Below are 14,970 nucleotides of genomic sequence, written 5' to 3' on the forward strand. Positions count from 1 at the left end.
GGCGAATCCGTCCTTGTCAGACGTACAAGACCTTCTGAGGCGTACAGCGCTCGACGCGCGCCCGCCGCCGCTACTTCGCGAGGAATCCCTTCAGCGCGGCGTTGACCTCATCCGCGTGGGTCCAGAGCAGACCGTGCGGGGCGCCCTCCACCTCGACGTACTCGGCATCCGGAACAGCCTGACGGAACCGGCGCGCGGTGGCGTCGATGGGCAGGATGTTGTCCTTCGTGCCGTGCAGGATCAGGGTCGGCTTGCCGGCCGCGGCCACGGCCTCGACGTCGCCGCGGAAGTCCTCGATCCACGCGGGCACCACGGCGTAGGCGGCGACGGGAGCACTGCCGATCGCGACGTTCCAGCTGCCGGTGACGGCCTCCTGGCTGATGCGCGAGCCGAGGTTCTCGTCGAGGTTGTAGAAGTCGTTGTAGAACTGGGTGAACCACGCGAAGCGGTCGCCCTTGGCGGCGGCCTCGATTCCGTCGAACACGTCCTGCGGGACGCCCTCGGGGTTGTCGTCGCGCTGCACGAGGAACGGCTCGAGCGAGGCGAGGAAGGCGAGCTTCGCGACGCGCTCGTGCCCGTACTTCGCGACGTAGCGGGCGAGCTCGCCGGTGCCCATCGAGAAGCCGACGAGCACCACGTCGCGCAGGTCGAGCGTCTCGAGCACGGTGTTGAGGTCGGCGGCGAACGTGTCGTAGTCGTAGCCGGCGTTCACCTTGGAGGAGCCGCCGAAGCCGCGGCGGTCGTAGGTGATGACGCGGTAGCCCTGGTCGAGGAGCTCGCGGGTCTGGCGCTCCCAGCTGTGTCCGTCGAGCGGGTAGCCGTGGATCAGGACGACGGGCTGCCCCGACCCCTGGTCTTCGTAGTAGAGCTCGATCGGGGTGCTGTTCTCGTTCCCGACGGTGATGTATCCCATGATCCTGATCCTTTCGGTCCCGGTGAGAACGATCGTTCTCGCTCGATGTGTTCAATCTAGAGAACGTTCGTTCTCGTGTCAAGTACACTCGTGGACATGACCGAAGAAGAGGCTCGCGAGCGCATCCTCTCCGCCGCGGAGGAGCTCTACTACCGCAAGGGGTACGCCGCCGTCGGCATGGACGAGCTGCGCGCCGCGGCCGGCGTGTCGCTGCGGCGCCTCTACGCGCTGTTCCCGGCCAAGAACGACATCGTGGCCGCGGTGCTCGCCCGAAAGCACACGGAGTGGGAGAACGGCCTGTCGGCCGCGGTGGCGGATGCCGGCGGCGACCCGCGCGCGCGTCTGCTGACGGTGTACGCGTACCTCGAGGACTGGTTCTGCACCGACGGTTTCCGTGGCTGCGCTTTCATCAACGCCTTCGGCGAGCTCGGCGGCACGAATCCCGAGGTCGCCGAGGTGGTGCGCACGCACAAGGCGTCGTTCCAGGAGTACATGGCGGGTCTGGTCGCCGGAATCGGAGCGCCTCCGCTCCTCGCCGCGCAGCTGTCCCTGCTCGCCGAGGGCGCGCAGAGCACCGCGGCCATCTCGGCCGACCCGCAGGTGGCTGTGCAGGCGCGGAGCGCGGCCGAGGTGCTGATCGCCGCCGCCGTCGCCGGGTCCTGAGCTCGGCCCGGGTACGGCGCGGCCCGTTGCGGCGCGACACACCTGTCGGGCGAACGGACGGATGCCGGCCCGGGCTCGGCGAGACATTTGTCGGGCGAACGGACGGATGCCGGGCGGGAGGGCGGCGTGTCGTCCGGCATCCGTGAAAACTCCCGACATTCGTAGCGGGCAGTTCGTAAGCCAGGTAGATCTCTTACTTGGTTAGCGATTCGATGCTAGAGTCCGACCCATGGAATCCCGGACGCACGACATCGCCCGCCAGGCCGTGGTCATCGCCGCGGCATCCTTCATGCTGATCGCCGCCGCCTTCGGGGCCGGGGCTTTCGGCGGAGAGTCCGTCGACGAGCTGCAGGACGGCGCTCTCTCGGCGCAGGGGTCGTACCTGGCCCCGGCCGGACCCGCCTTCTCGATCTGGTCGCTGATCTATCTCGGCCTGCTCGCCCACACGGTGTGGCAGGCGCTGCCGGCGCAGCGGGCGGATGCTCGGCAGCGAGCCGTCGGCGGATGGATCGCCGCATCCCTGGTGCTGAACGGCCTGTGGCTCGTGACGGCGCGGTACCTGACGCTGTGGCTGACGGTGGTCGTCATCTCGCTGCTGCTCGCCGTGCTCGCGCGCATCGTCGTGCTGCTGGGGCGGATGCCCGCGAAGAACCTCGTCGACCGCATCGTCACCGACGGGGCGAACGGCCTGCACTTCGGATGGGTGACCATCGCCACGGTCGCGAACGCCGCCGCATGGCTGACGCGGATCGCCCCGGCGAGCTGGGCGGATCAGGCCGATGTCTGGGCCGTCGCGGTGCTCGTCGTCGTGCTGGTCATCGGGGTGAGCACCGCCTGGTTCACCGGACGGATCGCGCCCGCACTGGCGACGGCGTGGGGTCTCGGCTGGCTGGCCGTCGGCCGCATCTCGGGAGAACCGCAGAGCACCCCGACCGCGGTCGCCGCCGTCGTCGTCGCCGTGCTGCTCGTCATCGCCGGGATCGTCGCCGTGCTCCGTCGACGGCGCGGGTGATCACGGGCCCTTCGACAGGCTCAGGGACCCTGGGGCCCTTCGACAGGCTCAGGGACCCAGGGGCCCTTCGACAGGCTCAGGGACCCAGGGGCCCTTCGACAGGCTCAGGGACCCAGGCTCAGGGACCCAGTACCAGCCGGTAGCCCATGCCCGACTCGGTCAGCAGGTGCGCGGGCGACCCGGGCTCTCGCTCGAGCTTCTTGCGCAGCTGTGACATGTACAGCCGGAGATAGCCCGAGTCGGAGACCTGCTCGCTTCCCCAGATCTCCTTCAGGAGGTCCTGTCGGGTGACGAGGGCGCCGGGATGCCGGGCGAGATGCTCCAGCATCCGCCACTCGGTCGGCGTGAGGTGCACCCGCGAGCCGGAGCGCGTCACGGTCTTGGTCGCGAGGTCGACCACGACGTCTGCGAACGCGACGGTCGACTCGCCCGCGGGAGTGGCGCGGCGCGACAGGGCGCGCAGCCGCGCGAGCAGCTCGTCGACCTGGAACGGCTTGGTGACGAAGTCGTCGGCGCCGGCGTCGAGCGCCTCGACCTTGTCGGCCGATCCGGTGCGCCCGGAGACGACGATGATGGGCACACTCGTCCATCCGCGCAGCGCCTGGATGACCTCGATGCCGTCGAGCCGCGGCATGCCGAGGTCGAGCATGATGAGGTCGGGGTGCGCCTGCGCGGCTGCCGCCACGGCCGCCGCGCCGTCCGACGCGACAACGACCTCGTAGCCGTGCGCCGCCAGTGTGATGCGCAGCGCCCGCACCATCTGCGGGTCGTCGTCGGCGATGAGCAGCTTCACTCCGTGCCCCCCGTGTCGGCGCCGGCGAGCGGCAGTGAGATGACCATCGTGAGTCCCCCACCCGGGGTGTCCTCGGGTGTCAGGCTACCGCCCATGCCCTCGGCGAATCCTCGTGACAGCGCGAGCCCGAGCCCGAGCCCCGTCGTGTTGTCGGTGTCGCCGAGACGCTGGAAGGGCTGGAAGATCGCGTCGCGCTTCTCGACCGGCACGCCGGAGCCGCGATCGATGACCCGGATCTCGGCGTGGTCGCCGATCGCGCTCGTCGACACGATCACCCGGTCGTCGTCGGGTGCATGGCGGTGGGCGTTGGCGACGACGTTGACGAGCACGCGCTGCAGCAGCACGGGATCGGCCGCGACCGCGGGCAGGTCGGGGTCGAGCGCCAGCTCCACGTCGTCGGGGCCCAGGCCGAGCTCGTCGACGGCGGCGAGCACCGGGCCGGCGACGTCGAGTCGCAGGAGGGAAACGGCCAGCACGCCCGCCTGCACCCGGCTCACGTCGAGCAGATCGGTGACCAACGTCGACAGGGTCGCGAGACTCTCGTCGGCGGTCGCCAGAAGCTCCTCACGATCGGATGCCGACAGCGCGTGGGCTCCGCGGAGGCCGCCGATCGCGGCGACCGCCGAGGCGAGCGGACGCCGCAGGTCGTGGCTGACCGCCGACAGCAGGGCCGTGCGCACCTGGTCGGTCTCGGCCAGTGCGACCGCCTCTCGAGCCGTGGCGCGCAGGTCGGTGTGCTCGATCGCGGCGGCGAGCTGCGCGACGATCGCGTCGAGGAGGCGTCGAGCGGGGCTGTCGAGGGGTTCGCCGCTCAGTTCGAGGATCGCCGGCGACGCCCCGCCCACGTCGATGCGGGTGGTGCGCCCGTCGGGCACGGGCTCCCCGTCGCTCGCGAGCACCTGACCGTCGGGTGTGAGCAGACGCACGCCGGCCAGCCCGAACGCCTCGCGGGTGCGGCTGACGAGCGCGATCAGCGCGTTGTCGCCGCGCAGCACGTTCCCGGCGACGGCGGCGAGCAGCTCGGCTTCGGCGGCGGCGCGCTGCGCGGTGCGGGCGCGACGGGCGGCCTGGTCGACGATGATGCTCACGAGCACGGCGATCACGACGTACAGCGCGAGGGCGAGCACGTGCAGCGGATGCGCGACGGTGATGGTGAACAGCGGCGCGACGAACAGGAAGTCGAGGGTGATGCCCGAGAGCACCGCGGCGAACACGGCGGGGCGCACGCCGCCGACGAGCGCCACCACGACGACGAGCAGCTGGTAGGCGAGCACCTCGGCCGTGATCGATTCGGGACTGCGGAACGTGAACATGATCCACGACAGCAGCGGCCCGAACACGAGTGCGACCGCGAAACCGAGCACCTGCCGCCGCCATCCCAGTGCGCCGCCGGTGATGCGGGGGAGGCGCACGCGGTTGCCCGCCGCGGCGTGCGTGACGATGTGCACGTCGATGTCGCCCGAGCGGCGGATGACCTCCGAGCCGATTCCGGGGCCGGTCAGCGCGGCGGCGATGCGACCGCGGCGGCTCACGCCGATCACGAGCTGCGTCGCATCGGCGCCCTGGGCGAACTCGACCAGCGTGCCGGGGATGTCGTCGCCGATGATCTGGTGGAACGTGCCGCCGAGCGACTCGACCAGCGAGCGCTGGGCCGCGAGCGCGCCCGGCGTCTCGTCGCGGAGTCCGTCCTGCGCGGCGACGTGCACGGCGAGCAGTTCGCCGCCGGCCGAGCGGGCAGCGATGCGGGCACCCCGGCGCAGCAGCGTCTCGCCCTCGGCACCGCCGGTGAGCGCCACGACCACGCGCTCGCGTGCCTGCCAGGTGCCCTCGATGCCATGATCGGCGCGGTAGCTGCGCAGGGCCGAGTCGACCTCGTCGGCGAGCCACAGCAGTGCCAGTTCGCGCAGCGCGGTGAGATTGCCGAGCCGGAAGTAGTTCGACAGTGCGGCGTCGATGCGCTCGGCCGGGTAGATCAGTCCCGCCGAGAGGCGGTCGCGCAGCGACTGCGGCGCCAGGTCGACGACCTCGATCTCGTCGGCCGCCCGCACCACGGCATCCGGAATCGTCTCCCGCTGCGCGATGCCGGTGATCTTCTCGACCACCGCGTTCAGCGATTCGATGTGCTGCACGTTCACGGTGGTGACGACGTCGATGCCGGCGTCGAGCAGCACCGCGACGTCCTGCCACCGCTTCGCATTCGCGGACCCCGGGGCGTTGGTGTGGGCGAGCTCGTCGACGAGGGCGATCTCCGGATGCCGGGCGAGCACGGCATCCGGATCCATCTCGCTGAGCAGCACGCCGCGGTGCACATCGGTGCGGCGGGGGATCTCGGGGATGCCGACGGCCTGCGCCGCGGTCGCGGCACGGTCGTGCGTCTCGACCAGGGCGATCACGACGTCGTGGCCCTCGTCGAGCAGACGGCGTCCTTCGGCGAGCATCTCGTAGGTCTTGCCCACGCCGGGGGCGGCGCCGAGCAGAACGCGGAGTCTGCCGCGCGTGCCGGATGCCGTCATTCGCCCTCCCGCTCGTCGAGCGCGAGATTGAGCTCGGCGACGTTGATGCGCTCCTCGCCGAGGAATCCCAGATCCCGCCCTTGAATCCTAGACTCCACGAGGTCGCGCACCTCGTCCGCCGACATCCCCCGCGCTTCGGCGACGCGCGGCACCTGCAGCAGCGCATAGTCGACGCTGATGTGCGGATCGAGACCGGAACCGGATGCCGTCACGGCGTCGGCCGGGACGGCATCCGCGCTCACGCCCTCGCGCTCGGCGATCACGGCGCGGCGCTCCTCGATCGCGGCGACGAGGTCGGTGTTCTCGGGGCCGAGGTTGCTGCCGCCCGAGCTCGTCCCGTCGTAGCCGTCGCCGGCGGCGGAGGGGCGGGACTGGAAGTACTGCGCGAGCGCCTCGCCGGCGGCATCCGTCGTCGACTGCCCGATCAATGCGCTGCCCCGGTCGTCGGGAAGAGGCGAGCCGTTCGCCTGGTGGGGGAGCAGCAGTTGGCCGATCCCCGTGACGAGCAGCGTGTAGCCGATGCCGAGCACGAGGGTGAGAAGGAGCATCGTGCGGACGGCGACGCCCGTGGTGCGGACGGCGGAGCGGGTGGAAGACATCTATGGATCCTTTCGACGTGCGAGGTGGGCCCTTCGACAGGCTCAGGGACCTGACCTGGGTCGGGCTCAGGGACCCGACCTGGGTCGGGCTCAGGGACCTGACCTGGGTCGGGCTCAGGGACCCGACCTGGGTCGCTGAGCCTGTCGAAGCGTCAGAAGCCGGGGATGAGGCTGACGGCGAGGTCGATGAGCTTGATGCCGACGAACGGCGCGATCACGCCCCCGAGCCCGTAGACGAGGAGGTTGCGTTGGAGGATCTGCGCGGCGCTCGCCGGTCGGTATCGCACGCCTCGCAGCGCGAGCGGGATGAGGAACACGATCACGAGGGCGTTGAAGATGATCGCGCTCGTGACGGCGGATGCCGGCGAGTGCAGCTGCATGACGTTCAGCACGGCGAGACCGGGGAAGACCCCCATGAACATCGCCGGGATGATCGCGAAGTACTTGGCGATGTCGTTCGCGAGCGAGAACGTGGTGAGCGCTCCGCGGGTGATGAGCAGCTGCTTCCCGATGCGGACGATGTCGATGAGCTTGGTCGGGTCGGAGTCGAGGTCGACCATGTTGCCGGCCTCCTTCGCGGCCGAGGTGCCGGTGTTCATCGCCACGCCCACGTCGGCCTGCGCCAGCGCGGGGGCGTCGTTCGTGCCGTCGCCGGTCATCGCGACGAGGCGGCCGCCCTCCTGCTCACGCCTGATCAGCTCGAGCTTCTGCTCGGGCGTCGCCTCGGCGAGGACGTCGTCGACGCCGGCCTCCTTCGCGATCGCGGCGGCGGTGAGCGGGTTGTCTCCCGTGACCATGACCGTGCGGATGCCCATGCGGCGCAGCTCATCGAACCGCTCGCGCAGGCCGTCTTTCACGACGTCCTTGAGGTGCACCACCCCGAGGACGCGGTCGGTCGCCGTCTGCGTGGACACTTGCAGGGAGATCGGACGGATGTCGGTCGATTCGTCGGCGTTTCCTCCGGCATCCGTGATTTCTCCCGACAGGTGTGCCCTCGCGGGTGCCGCTTTCACCGCGACGACGAGCGGCGTGCCGCCGCTCTGGGCGACGGCATCCGTCAGGTCCGTGAGCTCCCGGGCCGCCTGGGTCCCTGAGCCTGTCGAAGGGCCCTGGGTCCCTGAGCCTGTCGAAGGGCCCTGGGCCCCTGAGCCCGTCGAAGGACCCCACCCCAGCCACGCCGCTACGGCGGAGCCCGCCCCCTTGCGGATCTGGGTGCCGTCGGCGAGGTCGAGTCCCGACATGCGCGTCTGCGCTGTGAAGGGCACGACGACGGCATCCGCCGGCTGCTCGACCTGGATGCCGCGGCTCTCGGCGAGCGCGACGATCGAGGCGCCCTCGGGCGTGGGGTCTGCGAGCGACGACAGCGCCGCCATCCGCAGAAGGTCGTCGGCATCGACGCCGGTGAGCGGCAGAACCTCGTGCGCGCGCCGGTTGCCGTAGGTGATGGTGCCGGTCTTGTCGAGAAGCAGGGTGGTCACGTCGCCCGCGGCCTCGACCGCTCGGCCCGACATCGCGAGCACGTTGCGCTGCACGAGCCGGTCCATGCCGGCGATGCCGATGGCCGACAGCAGGGCGCCGATCGTGGTCGGGATGAGGCACACGAGCAGCGCGATGAGCACGGGGATGCTGACGGGGGATGCCGCGTACGACGCGATCGGGTTGAGGGCGAGCACGACCACGACGAACACGATCGACAGGCTCGCGAGCAGGATGTTGAGGGCGATCTCGTTCGGGGTGCGCTGGCGGCTGGCGCCTTCGACCAGCGCGATCATGCGGTCGACGAATGTCTCGCCGGGCTTCGAGGTGATGCGCACTACGATGCGGTCGGAGAGCACGCGGGTTCCGCCCGTGACCGCCGAGCGGTCGCCGCCGGACTCGCGGATCACCGGTGCGCTCTCGCCGGTGATGGCCGATTCGTCGACGGTCGCGATGCCGGCGATGACGTCGCCGTCGCCGGGGATCAGCTCGCCCGCCGTGACGATCACGATGTCGTCGCGCTGCAGCTCCGCCGACGACACCTCGACGGTCTCGATGCGCGACGCTGACCGGGTCCCCGAGCCTGTCGAAGGGCCCACGACCCACGCTGGACGGGTCCCCGAGCCTGTCGAAGGGCCCACGACCCGCGCTGACTGGGTCCCTGAGCCTGTCGAAGGGCCCACGACCCGCGCCGCTTCGACAGGCTCAGCGACCCAGTCCAGCGTCGAAGGGCCCACGACCCGGCGCGCCATCGTGCTCGTGCGAGTCGTGCGCAGGGTCGCCGCCTGTGCCTTGCCGCGACCTTCGGCAACCGACTCGGCGACGTTCGCGAAGAGCACGGTCAGCCACAGCCAGATCGCGATGCCCCAGGTGAACGGCCCGGGTACGGGGATGCCGCCGGAGTCGGCGGGTCCGCCGAGGAACGGCTCGGCGATCGCGAGCACGGTGGTGAAGGCGGCGCCGACCCAGACGAGCAGCATGACGGGGTTGCGCGCGAGGGCGGCGGGGTTGAGCTTGCGCAGCGCGCCGGGGAGCGCCTGCGTGAGCTGCGCCCATCCGAACGAGCGGGGTGCGGGGCGTTTCGTCTCGTCGCTGCGCTCTTCGCGGGGCGACCGGAAGCCGTCCCCGGTCGTTGAGCGAGCGGAGCGAGACGAAACGTCGGTACCGTCCCCGGGCGTTGAGCGAGCGGAGCGAGACGAAACGTGTGAAACGTGGGAGTCCATGATCAGATCAGTCCTTCGGCGAGGGGTCCCAGTGCGAGCACGGGGAAGTAGGTGAGTGCCGTGATGACGACCGCCACGGCGGTGAGGAGTCCGACGAACTGGGGTCGGTGGGTGGGCAGGGTGCCCGTCGTCTCGGGCACGCGCTGCTGGGCGGCGAACGATCCGGCGAGGGCGAGCACGAGCACGATCGGGAGGAACCGTCCGAGAAGCATCGCGACGCCGAGGGCCGTGTTGAACCAGGGCGTGTTCGCGGTCAGGCCGGCGAAAGCGGAGCCGTTGTTGTTCGCTGCCGAGGTGAAGGCGTAGAGCACCTCGCTCATGCCGTGCACGCCGGGGTTCAGGATGCTGGTCGATTCGACGTCTCCCCGGATGCCGGGGATCGCGAAGCTCAGCGCCGTGCCGAGCAGCACGAGGATCGGCGTCACGAGGATGTACAGACTCGAGAGCGTGATCTCGCGCGGCCCGACGCGCTTGCCGAGGTACTCGGGGGTGCGGCCCACGAGCAGGCCGCCGACGAACACCGCGATCACGGCGAGCACCAGCATCCCGTACAGTCCCGATCCGACGCCGCCGGGGGCGACCTCGCCGAGCATCATGTTGAGCATCGGCATCATGCCGCCGAGTGCGGTGTACGAGTCGTGCATCGAGTTCACCGCACCGGTCGACGTGAGCGTGCTCGCGCTGCCGAACAGTGTGGATCCGAGGATGCCGAAGCGCACCTCCTTGCCTTCCATCGCCGCGCCGGCGAGTTCGGGGGCGGTGCCGCGTCCGGCGAGCTCGAGCGCCGAGAGGGCGACCGTCGAGACGAGGAAGATCGTGCCCATGACGGCGGCGATCGCGAAGCCCTGCCGGTCGTCGCCCAGCATCCGTCCGAATGTGCGCGGCAACGCGAACGGGATCATGAGGATGAGCACGACTTGCAGCAGGTTGGTGAATCCGGTGGGGTTCTCGAACGGATGCGCGGAGTTGGCGTTGAAGAAGCCGCCGCCGTTGGTGCCGAGCAGCTTGATGGCCTCCTGTGAGGCGACGGGGCCGCCGGGGAGGGTCTGCGTGCCGCCTGAGACGGTGGTGACGTCGGTGAATCCGGCGAAGTTCTGGATCACGCCGCCGGCGAGCAGCGCGATCGCGCCGATGAGCGCCAGAGGCAGCAGAATGCGCCCCAGTGCGCGGATCAGGTCGACCCAGAAGTTGCCGATCGTCGTCGAATCCCGCCGGGCGGACCCGCGAATGAGCGCGACCGCGACCGCGAGACCGACCGCGGCCGACACGAAGTTCTGCACGGTCAGACCCGCGAGCTGCACCGTGTAGCCCATCGTCTGCTCGGGCGAGTACGACTGCCAGTTCGTGTTGGCGACGAACGAGGCGGCGGTGTTGAACGCGAGCCCTTCGGGCACTGCGGGCAGGCCCAGCGATTCGGGGAGGAACGCCTGCAGACGCTGCAGGGCGTAGACGAGCAGCAGGCCCACCGCCGAGAAGACGATGACGCTGCGGGCATACGCGCGCCACGTCTGCTCGGATGCCGGGTCGACCCCGATCACGCGGTACAGTCCGCGCTCGACCCGCAGGTCGTGCGGCGTGGAGAAGACGCGCGCCATGTAGTCGCCGAGCGGGCGGTAGAGCAGCACGATCGCGACGATCAGCACCGCGGCCTGCAGGACGCCGAACCAGATGTCGGCGCTCATCAGAACTTCTCCGGGGCGACGAGGGCCACGACGAGGTAGACGACGGCGGCGACGGCGAGCGCGGCCGCGGCGATCTCGAAGACGATCATCGCCGCTCCACCGCCTTCGCGACGAGGGCGACCAGGGCGAACAGCGCGAGAGTCAGCGCGATGTAGATGATGTCGAGCACGAGAGTCGATACAACTCCTCCCCGCAGGACGCATCGGCGATCCTCACGCTCTCCCTACGGCCCGAGCCCGAATGCATGCGGGATGCTCATGGGTCGTACACTCTCGAAGTGACCGTGACGCGACGCCGGCTGGGGCCGGGCACCATCATCGTCGTGGTACTCGTCGCCGTCGCCCTGATCTGCCTCGTCACCGGCGTCCTCCCCGCCCCGGATGCCGAGGCGCTCGGCGCGCGCATCGTCCCGGTCCTCGGCTTCGTCGTGGCCATCACGATCGTGGCCGAGCTGGCCCGCGACGCGGCGGTGTTCGACGTGGTCGCCCAGCGCCTCGCCCGCGCGGGACGAGGCCGCGTCGTCGCGCTCTGGGCGTTCGTGGTGCTGCTCGCGATCGTGAGCACGGTGTTCCTCTCGCTCGACACGACGGCCGTGATCGTGACGCCCGTCGTCGTCGTGCTCGCGCAGAGCATCGGCGTCTCACCACTGCCGTTCGCGCTGGCGACCGTGTGGCTCGCGAACACGGCATCCCTCGCCCTGCCCGTCTCGAATCTGACGAACCTGCTCGCGGCGCCCGCGATCGGCGATTCGCCGGCATCCTTCGTCGCGCTCAGCTGGGCGCCCACGCTCGTCGGCATCCTCGTGCCGGTCGCCCTGCTCACGATCGCGTACCGCCGCGCGCTGTTCGGCGGGTATCGGATGCCGTCGGCCGCGCACCCGTCCGACCGGGTCCTGTTCTGGGGATCCTCCGGCATCCTGCTCGCGCTCATGCCTCTGCTCGCGCTCACCCACGACGTGTGGATTCCGGCGACGGCCGCCGCCGTGCTGCTCGTGGCGCTCTTCGCCGTGAGACGACCTCACGTGCTGCGGGTCACGCTCGTGCCCTGGCAGGCGATCGGCCTCGCGACCGCGCTTTTCGTGCTGGTGCAGACCGCGCACGCGAACGGCATCCTGACCTTCCTCACCGCCTCGGCGCCGGGCGGCCACGGCCCGATCGAACTGCTGCAGCTGGCCGCCACGGGTGCTCTCGCCGCCAACGGCGTGAACAACCTGCCCGCGTACCTGATCCTCGAATCCGCGGCATCCGACCCGGTCGCGCTGATGGCGCTGCTGATCGGGGTGAACCTCGGACCGCTCGTCACGCCCTGGGCCTCGCTCGCGACGCTGCTCTGGCACCACCGCGTCGCCGCCCTCGGCGTGACGATCAGCTGGCCGAGATTCATGCTCTGGGGTGCGGCCGTCGCGGTGCCGACCGTCGCCGCCGCCGCGCTCGTGCTCGCTCTCGTGGCGGGCTGATCAGCGGCCGACCCACAGCCGAGATCGGACCGCCTCCCGCAGCCCGGTCAGCGCGTCGCGCGAGATGTCCGACATCGACACGGACTGCACGATCGGGTACGAATACCGTTGCTACCGAGGTAGCATTGCTTCATGAGCGCGATGAAGGTGAGCCTGAGCCTCAGCGAGAGCGACGTCGCCTTTCTGGATACCGAGCAGCTCAGCGGCAGATACGCGTCGCGTTCCGCCGCAGTGCAGGATGCCGTTCGGATGCTGCGCGAGAGCCGGCTGGCGGACGCCTACGCGCAGGCATTCGACGAGTCGTATGACAAGGAGTGGGACAGCGCGGCATCCGACGGTCTGGCCTCGGCGTGAGGAAGGACACGGCGACCCTGCTGCGGCGGGGGCAGGTCGTCCTCGTCTCATTCGATCCCGGCGTCGGGTCTGACACCCGCAAGACCCGGCCTGCCGTGATCGTCAGCAACAACACCGCCAACAGCGTGGCCGTCCGTCGCTCTGGAGCCACCGTCACGGTCGTGCCCGTGACCTCGAACGTCGCGAGCGTGCTGCCGTTCCAGGTGCTGCTGCCGGCATCCCTCACCGGGCTCGACCGAGACTCGAAAGCGCAATGCGAGCAGGTGCGCACGATCGCGACGGCCCGCATCGTGCGTCCGGTGGGATGGGTCCCGGCAGAGCTGATGGCGGCGATCGACGAGGGGCTGCGGCTGCATCTGTCCCTCTGAGCTCCGGTCCGAGCGAGGTCTACGCGTCCGAGAGCGGCGGCACCTCCCCCGATGCCCGCCGCTGCTCCTGTCGGAACGCCGTCGGCGACAGCCCCCGACGCCGCGCGAACTGCCGGGAGAAGTAGGCGGGGTCGTCGAATCCGACACGGGAGGCGATCGCGCTCATGTCGAGGTCGGTCTCGGCCAGGAGGGATTGCGCCCGCGAGAGCCGCGCTTCGATCAGCAGCTGCAAAGGGGTGAGTCCGGTCGCTGCGATCGTGGCGGCGCGAAGCGTCGGCAGATCGACGCCGAGCCGTCGCGCTCGCGATGCCATCGGCACCAGATCGGCGCAATCGCGCGTGAACGCATCGATCAGATCGGGAGCGTCCTGGTCAGGCGAGGCGGATGAGAGCTCGGTGAGCCATTCGTAGCAGACTGCGGATGCTCGCAGGGCGTCGAGGATGTCGCTTCCGGCGAGGGCGATCCGCAAACGCGCGAAGACATCGCCGAGGGCTCCGGGCAGCGCGTCGAGAGCTCGGATCGGCAATGCGCGGGCCCGCGCGGCCACCTCGTCGAACAGGCGCGTCGTGGATCCGGAGTAGAGGATCCAATGCTCCTTCCAGCCCCCGACGGTCGGACCGTAGCCGTGCTCGACCCCCGGGCGCAACCACATCAGCACGGGGGCGGTCAACGCGACATTCCCGGTCGCCGCGCTCGAGAACCAGCCGCTGCCCTCGCTCACCACTACTGCCGCATGCGTGCGCAGGCGTCGACCGCGGAATCCCTCGGCGTGCCCGGAGAACTCGCCGGCTCCGGAGCATGCGACGGAGAGATCCGCGATCATCTGCGGCGGACGGGTGTAGGCGGCCCAATTCTCCATGATCGTCCAAGTGTGTTCCTCGCGGGCGAAGAATCCAACACCTCGTCCCGAAAATCCATGGACGATCATCCAGTCGCACCGGAGGGTTGCATATGCGCGACTTCGGCACACCCTTTTCCATCCGGGCCAGGTCGTTCTGCAAGGGAGAACTTCATGCCCCGATTCGACCTCACTGCGGAGGAGTTGCACTCCTACCGCCCGACCGTCGCCGAGCCCGCGGACTTCGACGAGTTCTGGGCCGCGACTCTCGCCGAGAGCCGCGCACGCGCCCTGCCGCCGCAGATCCGTCGTCAGTCCTCCGCCCTTCGGGCGGTCGAGGTGTACGACGTCACGACCAGCGGCTTCCAGGGCGAGCTCATCTCGTTCGCGAGCTGCAGCCCGGGATCACGGTGAACAACCGTCTCGAGACGAGCGGTGGCGGCTTCGGAAGCCTCGTCACGGATCGACCGGAGGTCTGGGCGGGCGACTTCGTGAGTCCCGAGATGATCATCCCCGCGGAAGGGGTGCGGAATGCCGCCGGCGATGCGGTGCCGTGGGAAGCATGCGTCACCCACAACAACCACTGGGGATACGTTCCCGGCGACACGGATTTCAAGTCCCCCGCCCAGGTCGTGCGAAAACTCGTCGAGTGCGTCAGCAAGGGAGGCAACCTGCTCCTCAACGTCGGTCCGAACGCCCTCGGCGAGTGGCCGGTGCAGAGCGTCGAGGACTTCGCGGAGGTCGGCGAATGGCTGCGGCTGCACGGCGAGAGCATCTACGGCGCCGGACCCGCCGAGCTGCCGAAGCCGGATTGGGGGCGCTACACGAAGGCCGGTGGCACGGTGTACGCGCATGTGATGGAGCCTCCGATCGGTCCGTTGCATCTGGTCGGCATCCCGAACGATTCCATCGTGTCGCTGCGCTGGCTCCACGACGGGACCGAGCTGCGCCTCGCCTCGGAATGGGTGGTGCACGCCTATCCGGGGCAGGCGTTCGTGGCGCTCGGTCCCGAGGACTCGTTCACCTATCGGCTCCCGAACCTACTCGACTCGGTCATCGCCATCACCATGCGCGAGTGAC

15 protein-coding genes are annotated in these 14,970 nt (G+C 70.0%); 7 read left to right on the forward strand and 8 right to left on the reverse strand.

Annotation, left to right across the window (positions count from 1 at the left end):
- Positions 1 to 70: 70 nt before the first annotated feature.
- Positions 71 to 913: an alpha/beta fold hydrolase gene (locus AB3M90_RS12725; protein ID WP_412952438.1), complete on the reverse strand. Its 843-nt coding sequence runs from the start codon at positions 911 to 913 to the stop codon at positions 71 to 73.
- Between the two features lie 96 nt (positions 914 to 1,009).
- On the opposite strand from AB3M90_RS12725, the gene AB3M90_RS12730 reads away from it, so the two are divergent.
- Together AB3M90_RS12730 and AB3M90_RS12735 are read left to right on the forward strand one after the other, a co-directional pair.
- Positions 1,010 to 1,576, forward strand: coding sequence for a TetR/AcrR family transcriptional regulator (locus AB3M90_RS12730; protein ID WP_412952440.1), 567 nt, complete (start codon positions 1,010 to 1,012; stop codon positions 1,574 to 1,576).
- Between the two features lie 229 nt (positions 1,577 to 1,805).
- Positions 1,806 to 2,588: a TspO/MBR family protein gene (locus tag AB3M90_RS12735; protein WP_412952441.1), complete on the forward strand. Its 783-nt coding sequence runs from the start codon at positions 1,806 to 1,808 to the stop codon at positions 2,586 to 2,588.
- A 118-nt stretch (positions 2,589 to 2,706) separates the two neighbouring features.
- Here the strand turns inward: AB3M90_RS12735 and AB3M90_RS12740 are convergent, their stop codons facing one another.
- The 6 genes from AB3M90_RS12740 to AB3M90_RS12765 all read right to left on the reverse strand — a co-directional run bounded on the left by AB3M90_RS12740 (position 2,707) and on the right by AB3M90_RS12765 (position 10,963).
- Entirely contained in the window at positions 2,707 to 3,381 is a 675-nt protein-coding gene (locus AB3M90_RS12740; protein ID WP_412952443.1) for a response regulator, read from the reverse strand.
- Positions 3,378 to 5,894, reverse strand: coding sequence for an ATP-binding protein (locus AB3M90_RS12745; RefSeq protein WP_412952445.1), 2,517 nt, complete (start codon positions 5,892 to 5,894; stop codon positions 3,378 to 3,380). The genes AB3M90_RS12740 and AB3M90_RS12745 overlap by 4 nt, the downstream gene beginning before the upstream one ends.
- The gene (gene kdpC, locus AB3M90_RS12750; RefSeq protein WP_412952447.1) at positions 5,891 to 6,493 is read right to left on the reverse strand and encodes a potassium-transporting ATPase subunit KdpC; all 603 of its coding nucleotides are present in this window, start codon (positions 6,491 to 6,493) and stop codon (positions 5,891 to 5,893) included. The genes AB3M90_RS12745 and kdpC overlap by 4 nt, the downstream gene beginning before the upstream one ends.
- Before the next feature lie 152 nt (positions 6,494 to 6,645).
- Positions 6,646 to 8,949, reverse strand: a complete 2,304-nt coding sequence (kdpB, locus tag AB3M90_RS12755; RefSeq protein WP_412952449.1) for a potassium-transporting ATPase subunit KdpB — start codon at positions 8,947 to 8,949, stop codon at positions 6,646 to 6,648.
- Between the two features lie 245 nt (positions 8,950 to 9,194).
- The gene (gene kdpA / locus AB3M90_RS12760; RefSeq protein ID WP_412952451.1) at positions 9,195 to 10,874 is read right to left on the reverse strand and encodes a potassium-transporting ATPase subunit KdpA; all 1,680 of its coding nucleotides are present in this window, start codon (positions 10,872 to 10,874) and stop codon (positions 9,195 to 9,197) included.
- Positions 10,874 to 10,963 (reverse strand): potassium-transporting ATPase subunit F, encoded by a 90-nt coding sequence (locus AB3M90_RS12765; protein WP_130495429.1) that lies wholly within the window; start codon positions 10,961 to 10,963, stop codon positions 10,874 to 10,876. The genes kdpA and AB3M90_RS12765 overlap by 1 nt, the downstream gene beginning before the upstream one ends.
- Positions 10,964 to 11,151: 188 nt before the next feature.
- Here AB3M90_RS12765 and AB3M90_RS12770 point away from each other — a divergent pair, with 188 nt between their 5' ends.
- The 3 genes from AB3M90_RS12770 to AB3M90_RS12780 all read left to right on the forward strand — a co-directional run bounded on the left by AB3M90_RS12770 (position 11,152) and on the right by AB3M90_RS12780 (position 13,052).
- Positions 11,152 to 12,330, forward strand: a complete 1,179-nt coding sequence (locus tag AB3M90_RS12770) for an SLC13 family permease (RefSeq protein ID WP_412952453.1) — start codon at positions 11,152 to 11,154, stop codon at positions 12,328 to 12,330.
- Between the two features lie 132 nt (positions 12,331 to 12,462).
- Positions 12,463 to 12,684, forward strand: a complete 222-nt coding sequence (locus tag AB3M90_RS12775; RefSeq protein WP_412952454.1) for a ribbon-helix-helix domain-containing protein — start codon at positions 12,463 to 12,465, stop codon at positions 12,682 to 12,684.
- A complete protein-coding gene (locus AB3M90_RS12780; RefSeq protein ID WP_412952456.1) occupies positions 12,681 to 13,052 on the forward strand; it encodes a type II toxin-antitoxin system PemK/MazF family toxin in 372 nt (123 codons plus the stop codon). The genes AB3M90_RS12775 and AB3M90_RS12780 overlap by 4 nt, the downstream gene beginning before the upstream one ends.
- A gap of 19 nt (positions 13,053 to 13,071) precedes the next feature.
- On the opposite strand, the gene AB3M90_RS12785 is transcribed toward AB3M90_RS12780, so the two are convergent.
- Complete coding sequence (locus AB3M90_RS12785) at positions 13,072 to 13,911, reverse strand: helix-turn-helix domain-containing protein (RefSeq protein ID WP_412952458.1); 840 nt, start codon at positions 13,909 to 13,911, stop codon at positions 13,072 to 13,074.
- A gap of 153 nt (positions 13,912 to 14,064) precedes the next feature.
- Between AB3M90_RS12785 and AB3M90_RS12790 the strand changes: the two genes are divergently transcribed.
- Complete coding sequence (locus tag AB3M90_RS12790) at positions 14,065 to 14,304, forward strand: acetylxylan esterase (RefSeq protein ID WP_412952459.1); 240 nt, start codon at positions 14,065 to 14,067, stop codon at positions 14,302 to 14,304.
- Positions 14,301 to 14,969, forward strand: coding sequence for an alpha-L-fucosidase (locus tag AB3M90_RS12795; protein WP_412952460.1), 669 nt, complete (start codon positions 14,301 to 14,303; stop codon positions 14,967 to 14,969). Before AB3M90_RS12790 ends, AB3M90_RS12795 begins: the two co-directional genes overlap by 4 nt.
- Position 14,970 lies beyond the last annotated feature (1 nt).

Origin of the sequence: Microbacterium martis (genome assembly GCF_047246685.1) — a bacterium.
Classification (GTDB): Bacteria; Actinomycetota; Actinomycetes; order Actinomycetales; family Microbacteriaceae; genus Microbacterium.